Below are 21,956 nucleotides of genomic sequence, written 5' to 3'. Positions count from 1 at the left end.
GACGACATGAAAGTATTTACTATGCTTGCTGAAATAAAAAAGCGACTTCTTGTTGGCATTTCCCCTTCGAAGAGACGGATACGTCTCGGGTTGAAAAGTTTTGTGCTGGGGTCACTCGGACGAAATCTTAGGCTAGGCGGCAGAGACATCGTCTTCAACAACTCCAATAATATTTATATTGGCGATTATGTGTTTATCGGATCGGGTTGCTACTTCGACGCGATATCCCGAATTGCAATTGGGAACGGGTGCATGATCGGCCCGAGAGTATTCGCGGTGTCGGGAAGCCATAATTACGATTCGAGCGACCTTATGGCAGTTCCCTACGATAGGCGACAGATCGATTTACCCATAGTTATTGAAGACAACGTATGGGTGGCGGGCAATGTCTCTCTTGCTCCTGGGGCCCATATCGGGGAAGGTTCAATTGTGGGAATGGGCTGTACTGTTGCCGGTTATATACCTCCACATTCAGTAGTATTAGGAAAAAAAGCCGAGGTGGTGAAGAAGAGGAGCTCCGAAAGGTATGAGAAACTCGTTGAAGAAGGTATGGTATATGGCAAAGTGTTTGCCGGCACTGGATTTGAGCTGGTTGATAGAGAGGAACTAGATTAGATGGGCCCGAAACGAATTTGGCGCCTGGTTTCGTCGCCTGTGGCAATTCGTTTATTGTCTATCATAGTTGGATTCGCAAGCTCGGTTTTAATCAACCGGTCTCTAGGCGTCGACCTCAGGGGCGGCTATACGACAATTACTGTTTATGCTAGCTTGATTCAATCGATAGCAAATCTGGGAATCACGTTCGCGTATGTTCCGTTGATTAAAATATTCGGCGAACAAAGAGCCCGATCTGGAGTTCTAACCTTAATTTGGGGTCAGTTTGCTTTTTATTGCGCATGCTTACCTCTCATTCTAATCCTCTTGCCCGAGCGAGGTGAAGTTGCTTCCATCTGCATCTTGGCTATTGCACAGATTCTAGCGAATCAGATTGTTTTCATTGCTTTGATTGAGAACATCCGCAAGAGAAACCTCATTTTGTTGCTGTCTTCAGTTTTGTATGCAATCGCAAACTTCTTCGTCTTTCTTCTCTTTCCGAAAAGTCTGTTTGCCATTGTGGCCTGCTTGATCGGAAAGGCAATATTCGAAATTGTTGCTTGCGGGATTCAGGAACATCTCTTTGTGGTGTCTCCACCACTTCTTGACTGGGCTTTCATCAAAGAGACGCTTCGCCTTGGCTTGCCAACTGCTGTTTTAGCGCTACTGATTCAATGCAACTACAATGTAGATGTGATTGTATTGAATTTCTTCAACTCCGGTGATTACGAGATCGGACTTTTCGGAACGGCATATTCACTTTCCAATATGCTATGGTTTATCCCCGATGCCTTTAAAGAACTGATTTATCACGATAGTGCCAGAAATCGGATGGATGCTCGGACTATTTGCTTAGTGCTTATTAATATGGCAATATGCGCGACAATATGCATCGCATTTGCTTTCTTGGGAGAGTGGTTTCTTGGTCTGGTGTTCGGGGATGCGTACCGAGCCGCTTACCCAACCACTCTCGTGGTGTTTATCGGCATTATTCCGATGGTGGCGTTCAAATTGATCCATCCAATATATGTCAATGAAGGAAAATCGGGGAGAGTTGTGGCGCTGCTGATGGTGTCCGTCTTCATGAACCTCGTTGCAGCTGCGGCGTTAGTCCCCGCATATGGAGCATTCGGCGCGGCTTTGTCGACCGTCTTCTCGTACACTATCTGTGGTCTCATGTTTTTCGTGACCTACATAAAAGAAACAGGCGTAACGATTGCAAAGGTACGCCAAGAATTTGTAGCAATCGAAACAGCTTTGTTGAAGTAGATGGTGTTGGCGAGAGGCTTAAACTAGCCCCTCGCAATCAAAGCAGTTAAACCTCCCGTTTGCGCAGCATCGAATAAACTGCTTTCTGGAAACCCGCAGGGAGCGCATACATGCCCAGCTGAACTGCGGCAACCACTAGCCAATCGGTAAACGATGAGAACCCCATTTTGTAGGCCGCATGACGTATGCCTATGAGCGATTTCGTATTTTGCCAGTTCTTTCGTTTACCCAACGTCGACTCATCAAAGCGAAAGAGCAGCAGAGGCTCTTCCGTGTTCGCTCCCCTGCAGCCCTGAGATAACATTTTTATCCAAAGATCTGTATCCTGGTTCTTGCGATAATCACCATAAGGCCCGCACCTTAAGACGCTTTCCTTTTTGTACATTACCGCAGGATGGTTAAAGGGATCCCTACGTCTCGCAAAACGATGTATATCTTCATTGGTTTTCGGAACATCACGAACCCCCGTAATGCTCGTCTCACTCCCCTGGAACTCCAAAACAGGACTTCCAACAACGTCAAGCGTCGGATCCGTGTGAAAAACCGCGAGTAATCGCTCGCACCGCTGAGGAAGCGAGACATCATCCGCATCCATTCGCGCCACGAGATCATGCTTGCACTGAGCGAGACCCCTATTAAGAGCGAGACCCAGGCCGACATTCTGAGGCAGTTCGATCGTGTTGATAGGATAACCTTGCTCTTTAAAATCCCGGATTACACATCTTAGCGACTCGGGGATTGGGCCATCTTCAACCACTACTATGTCATCGGAGGGCACAGTTTGTCCAATCATGCTAGAAAGACTCCGCCGAAAATAAACAGGAGAATCCCCCTTATAGACTGTCATAAGTACGCTATAGCCCATCATGATGCTCCATCATACCTGCTCGTCAGCCTCACCGGAACATGAGGTTTCTCCAAAAACCGCAGAAACCGTCTTAAGCATAATAGAAAAGTCTCTGGAAACAGAGAAAGATTCGATGTCCCGAAGGTTAAACTCCATTTTGCGCGGTAAAACGCTTCGAATATAAGCGTCATCAACATTGTCAGCAAATGAGAGAATATCCGCTTCATCTTTGAACGTGATACTCGCCATTGATGTTACCCCAGCCGGCAAAAGAAGCGTTGCCCTCATTAGAGGGGTGTAGGCATCGACGTACTGCGGAACCTCGGGACGCGTGCCAACAAAAGTCATCGTTCCTCTGAATACATCAACAAGTTGGCTGATCTCGTCGAGTCGCAAGCGGCGTATGGCTTTGCCAACTCGCGTCACCCTGGCGTCGTTGCCCACCGTCACCGCTGACCCAATTTGATCCGCTCTATCGCACATTGTTCGAAACTTAAATATGCGAAATCGCTTACCGTACTGCGTCACCCTAAGCTGCCTATAAAATACCGGTCCAGGCGAATCGACCTTAATCGCAATGGCCAAAACAGCAAATACGGGGCTGAGGAGAACCAACAAAACAGCGGATCCGCAAATATCTACCAGGCGCTTCACAAGCAACTGTCCACGTTTCTTCGCGAGCAAATCATAGAAGGGGCGCACTTCTTCCGTCCGCATGTCTGCGGGCAGCTCTTCCCAGGGTATTAAGCGCACTGAACCTCCCTGAGGCTTTCCTCAAACACCGCGAGCACACGCTCAACCTGATCGTCGTTTAGGCACGTGTGAAGCGGCAGCGACACTTCGTTCAAGAACATCTCATAGGCATTCGGATAATCCGAAATATCAAACCCGAGGTTCTTGTATGCGGTGAGCATGGGCAGAGGCTTGTAATGCACGTTCGCGGATACGCCTTTCTGAGCCATTCGCTCTATGAGGTCGCCGCGTTGATCGTAGCTTAAGCCAGGAATTCGGCACATGTAGAGATGACAGGACGAAGCGTAGTCTTCCGCAAGATGCGGCAAAACTTCAACACCAAGGCTTTTCATCGCCTCGTCGTAGCGACCGACTATCTGATGACGTCGCTCCAAAAGCCCTCGGTACCTCTTCAGTTGAACCAAGCCGATGGCGGCTTGGATATCAGTCATGTTGCATTTGTACCAAGGGCCGAGAATGTCATACTCCCAAGCACCTGCCTTCGTTTTGGCGAGCGCGTCCTTCGATTGACCGTGAAGAGAGAGCAACTGAGCCTCATGATAAATCTCATCGTCAGAGAAGCCATCAGGCGCCTTCCACGTAAGGCAACCCCCTTCCGCCGTCGTAAAGTTTTTAACGGCATGAAAGGAGAAGGAGGTGAAGTCAGCCAGCGAGCCGAGCATAGAGTTGCGCCACTGCGCACCGAAAGCATGCGCTGAGTCGGCGCAGATAGCGATACGGCCCAAATGGCGCTGGTACTCGCTACCTGCACGGAAGATGCTCCGGGACGATTCGGCTAGCTCAAAGAGCCTGTCGTAATTGCAGGGAACACCCCCGAGATCAACAGGGATAATGGCCTTGGTCCTCTGCGTTATCGCCGCCGCAGCGAGATCGTAATCCATTTCGTACGAGCCGCGTGCGCAATCAATGATAACAGGCGTAGCGCCCACGTGACACACTACGGAAGCTGTCGCGGTATAGGTGTAAGCTGGAACAATTACCTCGTCTCCGGAACCAATATCGGCGATCCGCAAAGCGGTTTCCGCACAGGCAGTCTGAGAGTTGAGGCAGGCACACTTCGCAACGCCCAGAAAGTCGGCGATTCGCCGTTCCAGCTCCTTAACCCGGGGACCCGTTGTTATCCAGCCAGAGCGCAGCGCATCTGCGACTTCGGCTATTTCTTCCTCGGTGATGTCTGGCGGCGAAAAAGGAATGACGCTATCTGAACCCATATCAACTCCCATCACTTCTCGTTCTGCGGCCGATAGGTTGGCACGACGTCTCGAAGAGCCTTCTTCAATGCTGCGTCATCCCCACTTAACGCTTCCCGCAAAACCGACAGACGATCGTCCACGGTGTCAACCTCCGGTCGAGCACCAGTAATAACAGTTATCGCCCCGTTGGCCGTGGGAACCGTGGGCTCGTCATCGAGGTTGAGCTCCTCGTAGAGCTTTTCGCCAGGGCGCAGCCCGGTCACGACGATTTCGATATCCTCCCCTACCCTCAAGCCAGAAAGACGGATGAGGTTCGTGGCCAAATCGTATATCCTCACAGGCTCACCCATATCGAGGACGAAGATTTCTCCCCCCTTGGCAAGGGCGCCGGCGGTGATAACCAGTCGCGACGCTTCGGGGATGGTCATGAAGTAGCGCGTAATATCCTCATGCGTCACAGTGATGGGGCCACCGTTTTTCAGCTGTCGTTTGAACAGGGGGATGACCGAGCCGTGGGATCCCAGAACATTGCCAAAACGGACGGCGGCAAAAATGGTATCTGATTTACGCGCGTAGCTTTGAACGATCATCTCACATGCGCGTTTCGTTGCCCCCATGACATTCGCAGGATTTACAGCTTTGTCCGTCGAAATGAGGATGAAGTGCGAGCAGCCGCTCTCGTGAGCCATACGGACAACATTAAGGGTGCCGAAAACATTGTTCTCTATCGCTTCGCGAGGATTCGATTCCATAAGGGGAACATGCTTGTGGGCGGCTGCGTGAAATATCACTTGGGGATGATGGCGCTCGAACACTTCCTGGAGCGCCGGCATATGGGTGATCGAGCCGATCTCCGTCACAATTTCGATGCCAGCCGCTTTCGCATCGCGCGTTATCTCATGGTACAGTTCGTAAACTGTGTTCTCGTATATATCGAAGAGAACGATTTTAGCCGGCTTGGCAGGCAGTAGCTGCCGCACGATTTCGCTTCCGATGGATCCACCGCCACCCGTGACCAAAACTACAGCTCCACTCAAGTACGTTCCCACAAGAGATTTGTCCAGGTCAATCTCGTCCCGAGCCAAAAGATCGGATACTTCCACATCTCTAACAGGAAGTTTTCCTATTTGGTCTTCAGGAATATCCTTGATCACTTCGGGCACAACGAGAACTTTGCGGCCCGTTTCCACACACAAATTGAAAACCCGTTGACGCTGGGCAAGCGAGGCAGATGGCAGCGCGACCACAATTTGATCAATGTCATTACGGGAACAAACCCTTGCGATCTCCTCGCAAGACCCCACAACCCTGACTCCGTGAATTCGCCTTCCGATTTTGTCCGGGTCGTCATCCACGAACGCAATCGGACATCCGGAGATATCATCGCTTCCCGCCAGCATACGCGAGACCACAAGTGAGCCGCTCTCGCCTGCGCCCACCACAAGAGTTCGCGGAAGACCTGTGAACTTGACGCCCATAAACGACCAGCGGCGTCCATTGGAGTTTGCACGAATGAGAAACCTTGCCATGCCGCAAATAACCAGGAGTATAGCCCATGCGCATAGATATACGCGCATTGGCATGCGACCACCGAAAATCAATGCACCAGTTACATCGCCAATAACCGATCCCGCCAAAGTTGCCATCACAATACGCGCAGCGTCATCGATGCTCGCATATTCCCACATGCTGTTATACATGCGAAAGACACCGAACACAATGAGATTAATCAGAACAAGATACGCAAGATGAGCCACAAACCCGAGAGAATCAACATCAAGCTCAAAGGCTCGTGTTCCCCATGTGGCAATGAGAAAAGCCACAATGGTCGCCATTGCGTCGATCACAACTAGAGGCAATGCCCGAATCAGCTGTCGCGCCCTATCAATCCTTGTCGCCATTACGTTCTGGATTCCTTGCCGATGCTCGTGTTTGGTGCTGTCAGTTTCGCATTCACTGCAAAAATAAATGATACTGCAACATAGCCCGAATCACCAGATAGACACAGAGAAACGTCGACATACGCAACCTCGGCGTACGCAATGGCGTGACAACAACTGGCAACTCGACTAGAAGTTGCACGCTAAAGCCCCACGGGATACCCTACCAGCCAGGGCAATCCCTCTAGACAGAACGCAGACTAAGCTAGCTTCTTCGTTATAACGGGACAAGAGAATTCCAGGCATCCGACCATGCCACCACAACACCCAAGCATGTGCGCAAGACGCGCCTATACCCTTCGGATGGCGTTTCTCAATCTATCGTACAAATCGGGAGCACGCTTCCCCCTCTCGATCAACTGCTCGTGCGCATTTTGCTCGCCGCCGCAAAAGCAGGGAGGATCCTCCATCTTGTAGACCTTTTGAAAATGATTGAAATAGATGCGTTCCTTTGTTCCCGCAGGAATTGACCGGTTATTCAGCGTGCTTTCTCTGATAGAAACGAACTCATAACCATCTAGGCAGTAATCCGACGAGTAGTTGATGATCCTAGTAGCGATGGTACCGTCTGGCATATATCCAGTAATGCGGAATCTGACCACGATGTCCGCATCTTTCGAAGAAGATGAGTACATTGCGCCCAGAACCTCGCCGAGCGTATCTTCCCCAGACTCGCTCACGGTGTCGAGCGGAACCCTGACATAACGCACCCCTCTCGCTCGAGATAGATACTCGTGATACGAGAACAGGGCCTCCGTCATGTTATACCCTTTGTTCAGATGAGACATCCTGGCAATCTCAATACCGCAATCCAAATCGTGCAGGTATTCACCATCCACCATCCTGATAAAGTAACGGCGTTCTAAGCCAAACTGCTTCATTTCTTTGGTTTCAGCTCCCCTCCCTTTCCTTCTATTTATGACGGCGTGCCGAGCAAAGTAAATAGGATTCACAGGCTTGGATAGGATATTAGCCGCCATCGCCGAAAAGAAGAAAGAGAAAAGAGTGTTAATCAACGCAGCTGCAAAAAGGATGACATATACACCGCCCATCAAATCCGGCACCGTCGCAAAACCGAGTCTTAAGGCAAGATATTCGGAGATTACTACACCAGGAACCAATCTGCTTACAGCGAAGAATGCAGTCGCCTCAACAAAAAGCATGCAAAGCAACACAGTCCAGAACCACCGAACAACTTCGCGGATCTTTTCTGGGTACTCAGTTCGGTTCACCCACGCAATGTCAAACGAATTGAATTCGGAATATCTCAATCTGAAGATCTCCTCTGGCACGAAACGCGCCTGTTTAGACCACGAGACGCGAGCTCGTCTAGTTTACTTGTCGTCATTCGACAGCTCCATGTAGCCCTCCACCGTGATGCCCTTAAGTCAGCTTTGCCAGGTATTTCAACTTCAGCTTAGATGCACGGGGGCGGAGGATGAGCCATCGCTCAAGCGCCTTCTCTCGTCGTCCCTCATCCTTCGAGCGCACTCCTGCACCTTGTTGCAAAGCCACATATGAGCAGTTGTTCCTTCAGAATAATCCGCTTCTGCGAACATCTGAATTCTCCCCTCTTCCCTCATCTGCTCCACCTGGCGCAACGCCTTCATATCTCCTCGTGGATATATTGCAAAAGTCGAACCACCGTGTTTATTCACAAGGGAAAAAGAGGGGATATCAGAAGGCCCGTCGGCCACGTAAACCATGTTAATGAACTGCACACGACGCAACTCTTCTGGCACATTGGAGTTAACGTTGATATCTCCACGATCTGGGCGGTGGACGCCTTTGTTAATCTCAAACAGCGCACGGGTCTTGCTGGTATTGTCGATGGTGTATCCCACTTCACTAATTATTCTCTCTCCATCAATCTCCTCCTCAATCAGTTCACATCCCCAAATATGTTCCATCTTATCTGCGACAGACGATCCTTCGATAATTTTCAGCATCCCCGTGCTTACCACATAGTGCTCCACCCGAATATCGTACTCTTGGTATATCGGGTCGTCCTCAACGGCCTTTCGAACTGCATCGAATATTTCGGGAACACCTTTATAGAACTTCAGTTTCTTGCCGAACTCCTTCAGCTTCTCATTGTTCAACCCAGGAAACTTTCCTTCTTTTGCATATCGGATGAATTGGTTTAGATAAACGGTGTCGGGATTCACCCTCACGCCTTGCTCCCGTTCGTATTTCTCAGGCAAAGCGTTCACTTCAGCCCAAAAAGCTGTGGCATCAACGCCATACTCCTCGAAGATTGGATCCTGCATATAGCCGTCCACCAGCGTCTTGTCGAAATCCCAAACGATAGCAATCACGTTCGCCATAGCAGCTCCTCTCTCTTTTCCCTGCGCAGGTAATTATGCCATGAAGATAGCACTAGCAGTGTACGGGTTTAGTCCCAGGGCAAACCAAACTTTCTGGATCAGCTTGAGTCGGCCACCGGCGTCTAGACTGTCGCCGGAAGCGATCTTTGGGAGATGGTCGATTTGAGGAAGAAGTTGGACATCATCCAGCGTCACCTGGCAGGCGACACCAGCAGGCAGGCAGCCAGGGACATCGGACTCAACCGCAAGACGGTGGACAAGTACGTGAGGGCGTTTCTGACAAGCCCGCGTGAGCATTTCGATGCGCTCAATTTGAACAATTCGACGGGAGGCAACCGCTGCGGCAGCCGGCGTCTGCACGCACCGGCCGCCGCTGCTCCTAGAACGGCACCTCCAGGGCGTCGCCTTTCTTTCTACGCAATCTCGGCAGCCGGGTAGCCGAGACCATACATGCTCGCAGTACATACATGCGACGCAGAGCTCGAACTGTCCCGGAAGTCCCTCTACCCTTAAGGCGCGAGGGTTCATCGACGCCGAGTGGGGACGCCCGGCTGCACACGGCTCCTGCGCCAGACCGGGTTCAGCGATCCGGGTACCAGCGTGCGCAACACGAGGCCAGACTCAGGCTGCAGGCTCAACAGGATCGAGAGCCTCAGACACAGTCAGGATCGAAGCCGATAAAGTACCCATTGCGGTCATCGCCGTTCTCGGATCGATCTACTTCGCAATATACGATTGCACCGATGATCGATTCTCATGCCGCGACGATTCGGCCCGCAAAACGTCCGCTACACCAATGCTCAGAACTCGATCGCGCATCGTCAGCCTATGGAAGTACGTTGCACGCGCCGCAAAGCTAGTCACAGGCCATTAAACTACTTGCCAGCCCAAGCCCCTCCTCGCACGCGGCCCAAAGGCGCAAAGCCCATCCCAACTTGTCTGCTGTCCCATATCCGCTGGTCGCTCATTCCAACAAGAGCCGCACGACGAAGGACGATTCTCCTTACCTTTCATCGCGCGAAGGCTATGGCAGCACGGCCTCGACAGGCCAACAAGCGACTCCCATCTGTGGCTCAGAACAGCACAATGGCTTTGGCCGCCCGTTCCCAACCTTTCTCGCACCCAGCATCACCGAACGGACAGGCTGCGGCAATAGGACGGACAAGCGGGGCAGACCTTGAGCATCACGCCAAATTTGCGTACGCGGTTAGAGGTTCCCAACTAGCACATCGTAAGTTCTTCCATTAGATTCGTAAATCACAACCAAGTCGCCCGATCGGGATGCACGAAGGTAGCTCGTATCCTCCAAATACGTCACACCGCCGTCATCGAGACCCAGCAGCTTCGAATAATCCGATTCAGACAAAGATAGGGCAGCAGGGTAGCCACCAGTACTGGCGTTAACAATAGGCATAGCTGGTCTCCTTTCAATTACTTCCTTCGTTAATTTAATCATTATGAGCCATTAATCAATTACAATACTTGATTGATGGCTCAATCGGTCGGTTAAAGGAGAAGAGGAGAGCTGATCCGCATACCCTCCCCTTTCCCAAAGGCTCAGCTGAATGATTATTGCGCGTCGATTGCCACGGTGTTCCGCACCTAACTGCCACACCGTGCCGCCCAAAACTGTTACGTGCCAATAGGGGCACCGGGGCATCCGGCGCCCCTATATTCACTGGCCTTTCTAGCCGATGCGCTTGCGCATCGATTCGTCGCCCTCGATGTGGATCACATCCGACCTGCGCGCAATCTTGTCGATCACGGCGCCCGCAAACCGCCCGTACCCCTTTTCGGCCCAGAATCGCAATGTCGTCAAAATATCGCGCATAGATCGCAGGCGAACTTAGCGCTCGAACCAGTCCTTCGATTTCCCTATCCGTATCGAACATCTCACAGTTTGCTAACATCGGAGATGATGGAGCCCATTGCCAAGCCGCCCCTAAAGGTTGCTATCTGCAGGATGAGAGTTATGCCCTCCTCTCCGCATAAGCCGTTCAAAGGAGGCTTTTCGAAATAGTTACTTATCAATTCCTCACGCACAGGCAGGAAAAGTGGCGGACGTCAAGATGCAGCATATGGTTATACCTCCGCGGAAGAGGGGTTCGTTTTTACCTCATCAAAATACTCCAGTGCGTCGAGGAAGCACTGGAGCGCAAAACCGGTCGGCTCCCGGACTCGCAGCTCGCGTACGGGCTGTGGCAGGGACGCCGCCCGCTCCGCAATCTCGACGGTCTCCGGGACAAACGCCGCCGTGGCTACGGTTCCGACGTGCACGTCCAAGCCTATGTTGGCGCGATACTCCATGCCTGGGCCTCCTCATGAGTGCGGCGCGGACGCTACGGTAGCTGCTGTTTAAGTTAGCCTTGTAGTTGCATCCCAACCCGCGATGTCCCCCGAGGGCCCTTTGCTTTGTGGAGAGAAGCTCCAGCCCCCCTCTCATGTTTCCTATTCCGTCCGACAACCGAACAGCCAACACACCCAGGTCTATCCCGCTGAATCCGAAAGAGCCCTAACCCGGCGCCGCAGAGCCGACCGCCCGGCCGGAATCTCCCATACTTCATAGAGCGTCTCGCTAACTTTGCAATTCAGCTCGCACATCCATTCACGGGATTCCGGCAACAAGCGAATCGGTCAAGCAAGCCAGCCAGGAAACACGTCCAGAAGGTGGCGTGGAGAACTGAAGCGCTCCGCGCCGTAGTCTACCGTGATACCAAAGCCGGCCCCAAGCCATTGGTGAATACTTTCGCAGAAAAAATCATGATATTTGGCGGCCCATTGGTACTTTCGATATATGTGAGGATTGCCTGCCGCAGCTTTGAGGTTGCGCTCGATTATGTCTCGATGCCCGATTACGCACTCCTCGATGTCCTGCCTATCTGTCTCAACATCGAAGATCTCGAACAAGCTCGACAGGTAGTTGACGAAAATGGCTCCATCCGCATCGACCGCGAACAAATAGTTGAGGGGGCAATCCTGGCTCGTATAGTAACCGCAGCTCGATTGTGCCTCAGCTATCGCCTCCTCAGAGAGGACGATGCGAGGATAGATAGCCTGATGTTCTTCGACCTCATAGGCGCTCAAAAAGGCCTCACCGGACTGCAAGTACTCGTCGAAATACGCCTCACCAACAGCCACTCCGCCGCGTACAAACAGATTGAATTGACTCATGGTTAGTTGGAATATCGCTAAGTTCCAGCAAGAGATGCACAGCGGCACCTCAGAGTCACCATTCTTGGCGATAGGCCATCCAATGACGACGGAATCCGTAAAATTAAATGCGTAGCAGGGTGCCTCCTTCTCTAGGTAAGCAGATGAGGCAAAGAGCGCCTGCTGGATGTCATGCAGAAACACATTGGTTTGCCCTTGCCTGGCGGCCTCTCGCACCTTTGCGCTGTACCCCAAAATATCTACGAAAGATACAACTGATATTTGAGGGATTGGCATCTGCGTCTGCTTGTCCAACAAGTAAGCCTTCGATCCCTTGATTCCCGTACACAACTCCGCCATGATGCACTCCTTCCGCTGCGCGTTCTTGGGCAAATCGCATTCCCGATACTCTGTCCACTGCAAATCGCACAGATCGCCCGGGAATTGTACTGATGGAGAGCTGTAGCCCATAGCTGGGAAACGTATCCTGTTGATTGGCTTCGGTTGCCAATATGTGCTCGAGGAGGTTTACGATACATGCTTCTATCAAAGACCTCCTCGACCAGATTGCACAGCCGTATCCCTTTCTGTCGTCGAAGCGGCTCAATCTCTCCAGCCAGTCGAACCCTTAGCACACATCGGTCGCTTTGCCAATAGACTAGGGTAATCCATTGATGTACAGACATCAACTAGCACAAATCTGTTGACGGCGCAAAGTTCATGGGGGGGCGGAGGCTTTCGCGCCCTAGAAGGCGATACCCGAGTCCAGACCGGCCGCGAACGACACGAGGGGCATCATCTGCCTCACGCGAACCGGCCGTATCCCTCGGCCAGCTGGTGGGCGATGTGGTGCCGCTTCGGCCACACGTTCCACAAGGCGTGCACGGATCCGTTCTTCGACGTCGTCGACCGCCGCTACGAGAAGGAGTGCCCCAACACGATGATCCTGACGAGCAACACCCCCACGAACAACTGGGACGAGTTCTTCACCGGCGACGACACGCTGCTGTGCACGCTCGACCGGCTGTTCGACCGCGCGTCGGTGTTCATGATGAGGGGCGCGAGCTTCCGCGGGGCGGAGCTCGAGATATTCTCGGTCTCATCGAATCGTCGCCCACGGCGATCAAGACCAATAGCTGAATCTAGAAGCACAGAGGCAGAAGACGATTGCGATCGCTGGCGTATTGGCGAAGTTCTTTTGACTGGGATTGGCGATTTACCCCTGACCTCGGTGTGGCTGTTTAAGCCTGACTCAAACAGCCCGTCGCACCCAAACCGCCTTCACTCTCATACCCCCCCCGGCAGAAGGCTCTAACCAACCTAATTCGGAAGCTAGCACCTGCCTTCTCCACCGCCCGGTGCATCTTCTTTTATCCTCAGTTTGCAGGAATAGGAAACTCCCCTAATATCTTCCAGTCTATCCTGAATATATCTTACGGTTTTGAAGCTTTCGATATAGCGCTTTCTAGCAACTTCGTTATGTTCTTCCGAAATATACGCCCAAGGAGTTATACCCTTCAGTCCTTCTTCGAAAGAACGCGGATCGTTGGTTATCAAATCCTCAATAAGAACTCTTTCGCTCTTGCGTACGGTACGCCTGAGCGGTGACTGTTCCACGCTACGCCGATGATGTATGTCCACAGCGCCGATGCCTGTTCCATGCAGCGCCGATAATCGGGAGGGGCCGTTTCGACCCCTCCCGCTCTTCGTCGGTTTGCTCCTATTCCATTCCTCTCATCCGCTTGCGCATAGATTCCTCGCCTGCAATGTGGATGGTGTAGGACTTGTACACCACGCGGTCGATGACGGCGTCGGCAATGGCCCCGTTGCCCAGGTTCGCGTGCCATGCCGACGGCGGGAACTGCGAGCACAGGATGAGCGATCCGGTCCTGTCCCTCGCCTCGATTACCTCCATAATCTCCCTGGCCTCATTTGGCTTGACCTGCTCCAGCAGCCAATCGTCGACGATCAGCAGATCGCACTTGATGTACTTCTTGCGCTGCTTGAGCCATTCCTCGTCTTTGAAGACGGCGAGCTCGTCCAGCAGCTCCGGCAGCCTGGTGTAGCGCACGGTGCAGAACGCGTTGCAGGCAGCCACTCCAAGGGCGTTGGATATCTCTCCATCGCGGAGCTGTCGGGAGAGCAGCCCCCTCGACACAGAGCGCGTGATCCCGTAACGCTCACGCCTCTCGATCTAGCCGGACCGGCGGTAACGGCATCCCCGATCGCCGTGGCCGACGGGACGCTCGCTTTCGTGCGGCTTGGATGCCGCGACGCCCAGCATCGCGCTCGCGAGCTCGGCATTGGGTGAGGTCGACTGCGCCCAGGCGACGCACATCCCGTCGAAGCAGTCGATGACCGAACTCAGGCAGACCTTGTCGGCGGGGATGGAGGACTCGGTGATGTCGGTTAGCCCGAGCTGGTTGGGAGAATCGGCGCGGAATCGTAACTTACCAGGTTTTCGGGCGCCTCGCCGCTCTCGCCTCAGTAAGAACTGTGCTTGCGCTTGGCGGTGAGTGTTTTCGTCAACTTAAATCCGGACCACGTTTCGCTTTAAAAACGGGCCATTTCGGTCTCCGGCGGCTAGACTGTCGCAGGAGGCAATCTTAAGGAGATGGTCGATTTGGAGAAGAGGAAGAAGCTGTAGATCGTCCAGCGCCACTTGGCGGGCGACACCAACAGGCAGATAGCCAAGGACATCGGGCTCAACAGCAAGACGGCGGACAAGTACGTGAGGGGATAGGGGGAGGCACAGGCAGCGGTCGAGGACGCCGGCAACTCCGATCCGACGGCCGTGAGAGAGGCCGTCGAGGCGATGACCGCCGCCCCTCCGATGCGAAGCACATCGCTGGCAATGGGCCGCGAATGGAATCAATGGCAGATGAATGGCACCAACAGTTGGCCTTATCTCAAAACGTAAGAGATGATCTTACGGTCATGGCTCGATAATGATAGTATCAACAACATAACATACGGGCAGAATTCTCAGGGGGTCGGAATGAGCCACCAGGATACAAGCAGCAAAAGCAAGAAAGATAGCGCGCAGGCGCAACGTGGCTTTACCAAGCTCACTGCCTCAGTCGCAAAACTGGAGCAACCATACGAGGATGCTTTCGACTTCGTGTTTAGCAACGACGATATTCGGAATATCGCAATAACGGGAGGATACGGTTCCGGTAAAAGCAGCTTGATGGCTGCGGTGCAACTGCATTACAGCGAAGCATGTGACCGGCAAAAGACTAGCGACTTGCAAGTCGACGACCATTCGCCCGAAGATGACGTCCCTTCAACTTGCGCCGAACACGCCAAGAAGACCGTGCGCGGAACGTCTTGCTGCATTGACAGCGGGGCCTTAAAAGGACATAGATTTTTGACTATCTCCCTTACTCGTTTCGATTCGGAGACGAGCGGAAATCGCCCTTCTGACGGTGGAGACGCAGAAGGAAACCGCGCAGAGCGCACCGAAGAGCCTACGCGAGACGATCGCTCACCTCTTGACGAGGTTGGTGCCAAAGCGGACTCTGGGCGCAAGACCCATGGACCCACTGTAACTTTGGAAGGCAAGATCATCAACCAAATCATTCATCGCGTGAGCCCTAAAGTGCTTTCAAGGACGCGCTTTCGGAAAACACATCGCCCTTCCGTCGCGCCGGTCGTTCTGGTTTCTGTGTATCTTGTTTTTACCGTCCTGTACTTCCTCTCCCTAGGAAATGTCCTGACCCCTTCGTTGTCGACATTTATGGCCGACACAAGAAGCTTTTTCACAATAGCGTGGGCCGCTTATTCGATCGGCATTGCAACCTTCCTGATCCATAAAGGTGCAATAAGGAAGTTCGTTAAACGGGTAGGGTTTCAGGGTAGTGAGGTAGAATTCTTCGACGCGGACGGGGATTCGTTTTTCGATCGCTATATGGATGATATCGTCTACATGCTAAATGAAAGTAGGTATGATGTTGTCATTTTCGAAGACATCGATCGGTTCGAAAATGCTGAGATATTTGTTAGACTTCGAGAAATCAACGAATTGGCCAATGCGGCCAGGCGGCGACCGCAAAGGAGTTCATTCTTTAAGTTGTGCTGTTGCCTCAAAGCTCGTTTCGAAGGCCATCCCTTTGAAGGGGCTGTGAACAGTCAGCCACTACGCTTCTTTTATCTCGTGAGAGACGATTTGCTCGCATCAAGGGACAGGACAAAGTTCTTTGATTTCATCATTCCGGTGATTCCCTACTTAGACTACTCGAACTCGTACAGCGTACTCCGCGATTCGTTTCCGAACTTGGAGCAAAGCCCCGAGGAGGAATGCCAGAGGGACATTTCGCTCTATCTCGACGATGCGCGTTTGCTGCATAACATCGTGAATGAGTTTTTGATTTACTCTGAGCGATTGTCTCTTAACTCAGCCAAATTGACCAGAGCAAATTATTCAAAGTTGTTTTCCCTGATCACCTATAAAAATCTCTTTCCCTCGGATTTTGCCAGACTTCAGTTCGACGAGGGGTATCTTTTCGACTTGATAGCGAGTCGAAAAGAACTGCGATGCGAGATGAAGCATGCAGCAGAGAAGACACGAGCGCAAATATTGAAACAAATTGATACCTGCAGAAACGATATAAGGGAAAACGAGGTGCTCAAAGCGCTTCAGCAGGATGCGGAACTACACGAATGCGCGAGGAGCTATGGGGTGGCGAATGGTTTGACCGAAGCTGATTCTTTATCTAGCCTTATCGAGTGGGCTCCAAATGTAAGTGAGAAATTACATCGCGTCATGCAGCAAAGGAAAGAGTCATATTGGAATTCGCAATCTACCGAGGAGAGAATCAACGAACAGTTAGCAGCCAAGTGCCCCGATCAACTCGTGCGAAAGAAAAGGTGCGAGAACCTTTTGCAGGATATTTCTCAGGCCGGATTGGGCGCTCTACTTGCGTTAAGCCAGAATGAAGAAATCAGCTATGACCTGGACTGTTTTTTCGAGCCAAAGGATAGCCAACAAAAGAAGGATATGGAGAAAAACGGGGAGAAAGGCGTTCGCCTTGTGCGGATGATGCTGATTAATGGATATATTGACAGCTCTTTCAGAAACTACATGAGCCTTTTCAGGGAGGGCAGCCTTACGTCGCGTGACCATGAATATCTGATGATGGTCTCTGCGGGAAATAGAGTCGATCCAAGCCGGGAGATGGACGACCCAATGCTACTTGTTTCTTCAATGGACCGTTCGCTTTTCGCGCGGCCTGGAAGTCGCGTGTTTCAGCTTATTGAGGCTCTATTTTCGCTGGAAGATCCAGCACGCAGCGAAAAGCAAGAGGTGTTTCTTAGGTCATTGAGCGGCAAGGCGGATGCTCGTTTCGTTTGCGATTTGGCAAATTCCGACCGTTTCCAGAATTTGATGCTGCTCCCTCCCGATGAGACGCTTTTGCCAAATCTTGTTTTCATGAACAAAAGCTCTGTCCGGCGTGAGGGCCTGATGGCTTTTGTGACGCGCCAGTATTTGGCATCTAGGGAGTGCGGCGATCCGTACTCCGATGCTGTTTGGGAGAAAACGAATGGCATTGCAGCAACTGACGGTTCGTTTCTGTCCTTTTCTTTCGACTGGCTGGATCAAACAGGCATAGCTGACGTTATGAACGCCATCAGAGAGACGAATGAAGTAGGAATCCGTCCGCTTATCTTTTCAGCAATCGATTTCGATGAGGCAAACCCCGAGGCGCTGTCTTTTGTCTATCAAGCAAAATACTTCCATGCAACCGCAGGCATTTTAAAAGGAATGCTAAAAACTCAACACGGTGTTGTTGCGAGAGAGGATCCGATTGCGTTGCTGCAGGCCGTCTGCAAGCAGGAGACCGAGCCGGTTAAGGTAGTTGCAGAGCAAGAGGTCGATTCGATGCTTTCTGAATTAATGGATGGAGCTGATAGATGGATTCTAGAAGATGACGAGGTTATAGCATGGATTCTAGGGAACAGCAGGCTCTCCATCGACTCAGCAGCACGTTTTGTGGAGCATCTGCCCCTTCTTGGCGTCCAATTCGCAGACAACTATCCAAAAGAGCTTGCCTCGATCCTGCTGGACGAAGACGTCCTGGCGCCTTCTCCGTCTAACATTTTGCACGCATATGCTGCAACAGGAGAGATCGGAGGAAAGCTGGGGTACCTTTTCGCACTGCTGAAGCCAGGCGACACCCCCGTGTCGTTGACGGCCGTACTGACAGCCGAAGAGTCGGAAGAGTTCTTGCAAAAACTGATCGAGTCCCCCTACGTTGATTCCGTGAGCTTTGATACGTTTACATGCTGCGCCAAGTGCAGCTATGATGCAATTGATTTTGAGGAGGCCGACCCGTCCAAAATCAAGGTCGCAGTTCACAAAAAGTTGCTTGCTTTCACGCCGGGAAACTACGATGGGGTAAACCAGGTCAGCTTCGAATTGAGCTTGCTTTTCGCGCTCAATCATTTCGAGCTTTTTTGCCAACATATCGCAGCTGGAGAGTTGATTGCAGACGAGAGAACCGTGGATGCAATGTACAGAAACACCAGCCTCGATCCTGAACAATGCGGGTTCCTATTCAATCACGCCTCTACGCCGCCGCGACTTTCGAGAGAGTACAGCGATGCGGCTAATAGCGTTATTTTAGAGTACGATTTGACCGAAGATGAGATAGAGTCGTTAAGCTCACTTTGGGAACAAGGCTCCGAAAGGCTCCGACGCTCGATTGAAGCGAAATACCTTGATCTAGCCAGCAGCGGAACCGACTTGGGCGACTCTGTTCCAAGAGAGATCATTAATTCTATCGTTTCTGCTGACTCGGTAGCAGTCGAATACAAGCTTCAACTGCTAATTGACAACATGCCCAAGATGCCCGTCGAGCAGATCCAATCCTGTTTTTCCTTGCTAGGAATGACCGATTTTGCGGCAGTGATAGGCGGACGCTCGCAAAAAAGAAAAGTTAGATCGAACAACTACGTTAACGAGAATGTAGAAGTCGCAGAGCGGCTCAAAGAGTGTGGCCATCTTAGCGCATGGTGGAGAGACAAGCAGAACAACCAGGATATATGGATCATGAGAGCGAGCGGCAAGCAAAGCCGTAATTCATCGCAGAGTAGAGAAAAGCGGCCCCTACTTCCCCGAGCTTGAGTTTTCGACGGTTCGCCAACGCAAAATGGTTAGGCTCCGGAAACAGAACTCTGCACGATTGCATCCATAGACCAACTTACATAAAAGATGAGCAGGCTTCATCGGAAGAAGGGCAGCAAATCCCCAATGACGAAAATTGGTCAAAGCACATTAGCACAGCATCGCAAGCTGACACAATCAGAACCGAGACCACCAATGCGCAGAAAATCTTGAGAGCACGGAGAGCAAAAATTGAAGGCATTTCTACCGGATGGAGCAAACTTCGGCAATCCTTTCGATCCTGACAAATTTATCTGGTTTTACAGTGAAATGTATCGATTCGCATCACAGGATAACCAACTCGAGGAACTCATTAGCAAGATCCGTCTCCGGCCCAATCTTCGATACAGCGATATTAGAGCAGTTTTCGAATGGAAAGCCGGCTCGAAATCTACAGACCACAGAACCTTAGCTATTCCTCGCAGCAATACCATAATCGACCTCAATGCAGCAGCAAAGATTGCGTGCGGCAACAAGAGAGCCATTCAATCGTCCGAGGTTGAACCAACGATAGAGCAGTACGTCAACCTTCCTGGCGTTGGCCTTGTCTACGCAATTACTCTTCTGCATTTTGCCAGCAGCGGAAGATACCCTATATACGACAAATTCGCTCATTTGGGTTTGCTGGCCTGCCATAGCGCCATTCCCGTTGGCGCCATAATTAGCGACAGGTGCTATCGCAAATTCTGGCGCAGCACAAAAGACTGGATGGACGATTATCGAGCTTACTGCTATATGCTCGACCACTGTTTCGGCTTGCGCCAGTGTCAGAATGACGAGAGAATCGATCAAGCCCTTTGGACCTACGGTCACCTATTTAACGAAAATAGCCGCAATCTGGCCCGAAGCGCAAATCCAACAATCATCGTTCCAGAAAATTTAGAAAACTACCTGCCAAATCCCGTGGAGCTACGCAAACGCGCAAGAGGATACCTGGCATAGCCAACCTCGATCAGCGACCTCAAGATGCCGCACTAACAAAAGAAGCAGCATATCGGAGACGCAGATTCTCTTCTATGAGAGGAATCGCTCATTTGCGTCCCATGTCTCGGTGAAGCAAGCGGCTGTCTGTTTCATCTTCGAGGGCATTGCGTTGGCCTGCGGTATTTGCCTTGCCCATCCGACCAGTGCTTGGTCTACGACACAGCCTGTCGCAGCCATCCTGCAATATCGCCAATTCAGAGCGCTCAGATCGATCCCTGATTCAATTGCATTGATTCATTACCATATAGCTCATTCATCCTATACAATAGAACAAGAAGTATTTATCAATACTCGAAGAGGTGATCCTTTTTGATATATACGCAGCCATATCACCGCACGAAAATACGCGAAAAGCTCGTTGCCCTGGAAGAAGAGCCTACGCTTAACTACCTTATGTTCGAGCTCGAGCAAGCGCGCGAAGATCACAGATCCTCGCTCGACCACATCAGTCAGATAACTACCTCAGGCGTCGCAGTTCTGGCCATCGTCTTCGCCCTCGCGTCTTTGCTGACCTCCGAGCCCATTCAAAGTATTACGGGTGTCATAACCGGAGACCCCGCTTCCCAGATAAGCCTCGCCGCCAATCTTGACGTGCGTTACGAAGAACAGGGCTTCGATCAGTACATAGCCCAGGTCGTGGCAAATCCCCTGTTCTACGCAACAGTGATTGTCTGCCTTATATTCGGCGTCTTGTTCTATTTCTCAAGTATCGGACTTGAGCGAGGATTTCGCTATCACTACATGCGCGATTTGGAAGACAAAATCCGTGAACTTCTGATTGAGTCCGGCGCTTCAGCCGACCTTCCCTGCGGATGGAACGCTACATCCTCCCCTCTCGTTACCCTCAATCTCGCCCATTCGAATACATTAGGATCTCGGCTGTACCTATTCTCCTTTGGCACAAGCCTTCTCTGCATCTTCATCGTATGCGCAGCCTTCGGTATCGCTTTCCTAGGTGGCATACGGGAAACGCCTGGCGGAACGGCCTTCATTTGCATCGCGGCCGCCTTTCTCCTCCTGTTCGTGGGAGGCTTTCTGTTCGGCACCACGAACAGCAAAAGAATCTATGACAACATAAAGGAGGAAGTCGTCATGAGGCATGAAGGTTGCGCAGAATCAAAGAGGCTCAGCTCGGAAAAGACGAAGTGGGGAGAGGCGCTGCTCTATTATCTCTATCCACGCCCCGGCGACGCCCTGAAAGCATTATTCGTCCTGGAGGGAAGTCTCTTCGCTATAGCGGCTGGTGCCTACTTAAATGTAGATATACAAGATAAAGTTGTCCTGACGATCATCACATTGCTCGTGATCGACGTTTTGGTATATCAGGCAAGATACCAAATCAACGACATAAGAGGAGCGGAAGAGGATCCCCAGAACCCTCAGGCGAAAAGCAAGAAGAGGATGCCTCGGATCAATGGAAGCCTCGAGCTTTCTGTTCGAATTTCGCTCTGCGTGGCGCTTGCTAAACTCGCATTAGCGGGCGCAATCATCGTAGCAGTATGGATCAATATCGGCCAAGGCAACGCAATTGCGTTCATCGTGGGGTCTGCCCTCGTACTCGTGCTCGCTGTTTTTTACGAGTTCGCTCGCGAAAAGGCATCTCGCAGTTTTCAGGAGATCAAGGATGATACGAACCGCGCCCTTTTGTCGCGCACATTGATTATTGCGGCGTTTTCAGTCCGTGATTCCGCGAGCCATCGGTGCGCTTGTCCGCTATCGGTCGGTGTGCGCCGA

At 51.7% G+C, this 21,956-nt stretch carries 19 protein-coding genes; 7 read left to right on the top strand and 12 right to left on the bottom strand.

The genetic code is table 11. From position 1 onward, the window contains the following. Window positions 1–21: 21 nt before the first annotated feature. Together AAK988_RS10730 and AAK988_RS10725 are read left to right on the top strand one after the other, a co-directional pair. Entirely contained in the window at window positions 22–615 is a 594-nt protein-coding gene (locus AAK988_RS10730) for an acyltransferase (RefSeq protein WP_369872625.1), read from the top strand. Beyond that, on the top strand, window positions 616–1,863 hold the full coding sequence (locus AAK988_RS10725) for an MATE family efflux transporter (RefSeq protein ID WP_369872626.1): 1,248 nt from the start codon (window positions 616–618) through the stop codon (window positions 1,861–1,863). A gap of 46 nt (window positions 1,864–1,909) precedes the next feature. On the opposite strand, the gene AAK988_RS10720 is transcribed toward AAK988_RS10725, so the two are convergent. The 6 genes from AAK988_RS10720 to AAK988_RS10695 form a co-directional block, all read right to left on the bottom strand. Next, window positions 1,910–2,731 carry a glycosyltransferase gene (locus AAK988_RS10720; RefSeq protein WP_369872627.1) on the bottom strand — a complete coding sequence of 274 codons (822 nt, stop codon included), beginning with the start codon at window positions 2,729–2,731 and terminating at the stop codon, window positions 1,910–1,912. A 9-nt stretch (window positions 2,732–2,740) separates the two neighbouring features. Further along, window positions 2,741–3,427 (bottom strand): sugar transferase, encoded by a 687-nt coding sequence (locus AAK988_RS10715; protein WP_369872628.1) that lies wholly within the window; start codon window positions 3,425–3,427, stop codon window positions 2,741–2,743. Between the two features lie 26 nt (window positions 3,428–3,453). Beyond that, window positions 3,454–4,686: a DegT/DnrJ/EryC1/StrS family aminotransferase gene (locus tag AAK988_RS10710; RefSeq protein WP_369872629.1), complete on the bottom strand. Its 1,233-nt coding sequence runs from the start codon at window positions 4,684–4,686 to the stop codon at window positions 3,454–3,456. Next, a complete protein-coding gene (locus AAK988_RS10705; protein WP_369872630.1) occupies window positions 4,686–6,557 on the bottom strand; it encodes a polysaccharide biosynthesis protein in 1,872 nt (623 codons plus the stop codon). Before AAK988_RS10705 ends, AAK988_RS10710 begins: the two co-directional genes overlap by 1 nt. A gap of 329 nt (window positions 6,558–6,886) precedes the next feature. Next, entirely contained in the window at window positions 6,887–7,867 is a 981-nt protein-coding gene (locus tag AAK988_RS10700; RefSeq protein ID WP_369880741.1) for a hypothetical protein, read from the bottom strand. Window positions 7,868–8,008: 141 nt separating this feature from the next. After that, the gene (locus AAK988_RS10695) at window positions 8,009–8,923 is read right to left on the bottom strand and encodes an HAD family hydrolase (RefSeq protein WP_369872632.1); all 915 of its coding nucleotides are present in this window, start codon (window positions 8,921–8,923) and stop codon (window positions 8,009–8,011) included. 153 nt (window positions 8,924–9,076) lie between these two features. Here AAK988_RS10695 and AAK988_RS10690 point away from each other — a divergent pair, with 153 nt between their 5' ends. After that, a complete protein-coding gene (locus AAK988_RS10690) occupies window positions 9,077–9,361 on the top strand; it encodes a helix-turn-helix domain-containing protein (protein ID WP_369872633.1) in 285 nt (94 codons plus the stop codon). A gap of 1,249 nt (window positions 9,362–10,610) precedes the next feature. Here the strand turns inward: AAK988_RS10690 and AAK988_RS10685 are convergent. From AAK988_RS10685 to AAK988_RS10675, 3 genes are all read right to left on the bottom strand, one after another. Further along, complete coding sequence (locus AAK988_RS10685; RefSeq protein ID WP_369872635.1) at window positions 10,611–10,754, bottom strand: hypothetical protein; 144 nt, start codon at window positions 10,752–10,754, stop codon at window positions 10,611–10,613. Between the two features lie 251 nt (window positions 10,755–11,005). Next, entirely contained in the window at window positions 11,006–11,230 is a 225-nt protein-coding gene (locus AAK988_RS10680) for a hypothetical protein (RefSeq protein ID WP_369872636.1), read from the bottom strand. A gap of 327 nt (window positions 11,231–11,557) precedes the next feature. Beyond that, the gene (locus AAK988_RS10675; protein ID WP_369872637.1) at window positions 11,558–12,433 is read right to left on the bottom strand and encodes a hypothetical protein; all 876 of its coding nucleotides are present in this window, start codon (window positions 12,431–12,433) and stop codon (window positions 11,558–11,560) included. Between the two features lie 484 nt (window positions 12,434–12,917). Here AAK988_RS10675 and AAK988_RS10670 point away from each other — a divergent pair, with 484 nt between their 5' ends. Continuing rightward, window positions 12,918–13,388 carry an ATP-binding protein gene (locus AAK988_RS10670; protein WP_369880740.1) on the top strand — a complete coding sequence of 157 codons (471 nt, stop codon included), beginning with the start codon at window positions 12,918–12,920 and terminating at the stop codon, window positions 13,386–13,388. A 17-nt stretch (window positions 13,389–13,405) separates the two neighbouring features. Here the strand turns inward: AAK988_RS10670 and AAK988_RS10665 are convergent, their stop codons facing one another. The 3 genes from AAK988_RS10665 to AAK988_RS10655 form a co-directional block, all read right to left on the bottom strand. Further along, window positions 13,406–13,630: a hypothetical protein gene (locus AAK988_RS10665; protein ID WP_369880739.1), complete on the bottom strand. Its 225-nt coding sequence runs from the start codon at window positions 13,628–13,630 to the stop codon at window positions 13,406–13,408. Window positions 13,631–13,793: 163 nt separating this feature from the next. Next, window positions 13,794–14,231, bottom strand: coding sequence for an ATP-binding protein (locus AAK988_RS10660; protein WP_369872641.1), 438 nt, complete (start codon window positions 14,229–14,231; stop codon window positions 13,794–13,796). Between the two features lie 36 nt (window positions 14,232–14,267). After that, window positions 14,268–14,561, bottom strand: coding sequence for a DDE-type integrase/transposase/recombinase (locus AAK988_RS10655; RefSeq protein WP_369872647.1), 294 nt, complete (start codon window positions 14,559–14,561; stop codon window positions 14,268–14,270). Between the two features lie 510 nt (window positions 14,562–15,071). On the opposite strand from AAK988_RS10655, the gene AAK988_RS10650 reads away from it, so the two are divergent. From AAK988_RS10650 to AAK988_RS10640, 3 genes are all read left to right on the top strand, one after another. Beyond that, window positions 15,072–19,199: a YobI family P-loop NTPase gene (locus tag AAK988_RS10650; RefSeq protein WP_369872642.1), complete on the top strand. Its 4,128-nt coding sequence runs from the start codon at window positions 15,072–15,074 to the stop codon at window positions 19,197–19,199. 231 nt (window positions 19,200–19,430) lie between these two features. Continuing rightward, window positions 19,431–20,180 (top strand): hypothetical protein, encoded by a 750-nt coding sequence (locus tag AAK988_RS10645; protein ID WP_369872643.1) that lies wholly within the window; start codon window positions 19,431–19,433, stop codon window positions 20,178–20,180. Window positions 20,181–20,531: 351 nt separating this feature from the next. After that, window positions 20,532–21,956 (top strand): hypothetical protein (locus tag AAK988_RS10640; RefSeq protein ID WP_369872644.1); only part of this gene is annotated, 1,425 nt, incomplete at its 3' end.

Origin of the sequence: Adlercreutzia muris (assembly GCF_041223505.1) — a bacterium.
In the GTDB taxonomy this organism is placed as follows: domain Bacteria; phylum Actinomycetota; class Coriobacteriia; order Coriobacteriales; family Eggerthellaceae; genus Adlercreutzia; species Adlercreutzia muris.
Note: the sequence above shows the minus strand (reverse complement) of the source record. Positions and strands in the feature narration are given on the sequence as shown.

Excerpts from the sequence above, each read along its gene's own strand:
- AAK988_RS10730 (WP_369872625.1), top strand. The coding sequence starts at position 22 with ATGCTTGCTGAAATAAAAAAGCGACTTCTTGTTGGCATTTCCCCTTCG.
- AAK988_RS10725 (WP_369872626.1), top strand. The coding sequence starts at position 616 with ATGGGCCCGAAACGAATTTGGCGCCTGGTTTCGTCGCCTGTGGCAATT.
- AAK988_RS10720 (WP_369872627.1), bottom strand. The coding sequence starts at position 2,731 with ATGATGGGCTATAGCGTACTTATGACAGTCTATAAGGGGGATTCTCCT.
- AAK988_RS10715 (WP_369872628.1), bottom strand. The coding sequence starts at position 3,427 with ATGCGGACGGAAGAAGTGCGCCCCTTCTATGATTTGCTCGCGAAGAAA.
- AAK988_RS10710 (WP_369872629.1), bottom strand. The coding sequence starts at position 4,686 with ATGGGAGTTGATATGGGTTCAGATAGCGTCATTCCTTTTTCGCCGCCA.
- AAK988_RS10705 (WP_369872630.1), bottom strand. The coding sequence starts at position 6,557 with ATGGCGACAAGGATTGATAGGGCGCGACAGCTGATTCGGGCATTGCCT.
- AAK988_RS10695 (WP_369872632.1), bottom strand. The coding sequence starts at position 8,923 with ATGGCGAACGTGATTGCTATCGTTTGGGATTTCGACAAGACGCTGGTG.
- AAK988_RS10690 (WP_369872633.1), top strand. The coding sequence starts at position 9,077 with ATGGTCGATTTGAGGAAGAAGTTGGACATCATCCAGCGTCACCTGGCA.
- AAK988_RS10685 (WP_369872635.1), bottom strand. The coding sequence starts at position 10,754 with ATGCGCGATATTTTGACGACATTGCGATTCTGGGCCGAAAAGGGGTAC.
- AAK988_RS10680 (WP_369872636.1), bottom strand. The coding sequence starts at position 11,230 with ATGGAGTATCGCGCCAACATAGGCTTGGACGTGCACGTCGGAACCGTA.
- AAK988_RS10675 (WP_369872637.1), bottom strand. The coding sequence starts at position 12,433 with ATGGCGGAGTTGTGTACGGGAATCAAGGGATCGAAGGCTTACTTGTTG.
- AAK988_RS10670 (WP_369880740.1), top strand. The coding sequence starts at position 12,918 with ATGTGGTGCCGCTTCGGCCACACGTTCCACAAGGCGTGCACGGATCCG.
- AAK988_RS10650 (WP_369872642.1), top strand. The coding sequence starts at position 15,072 with ATGAGCCACCAGGATACAAGCAGCAAAAGCAAGAAAGATAGCGCGCAG.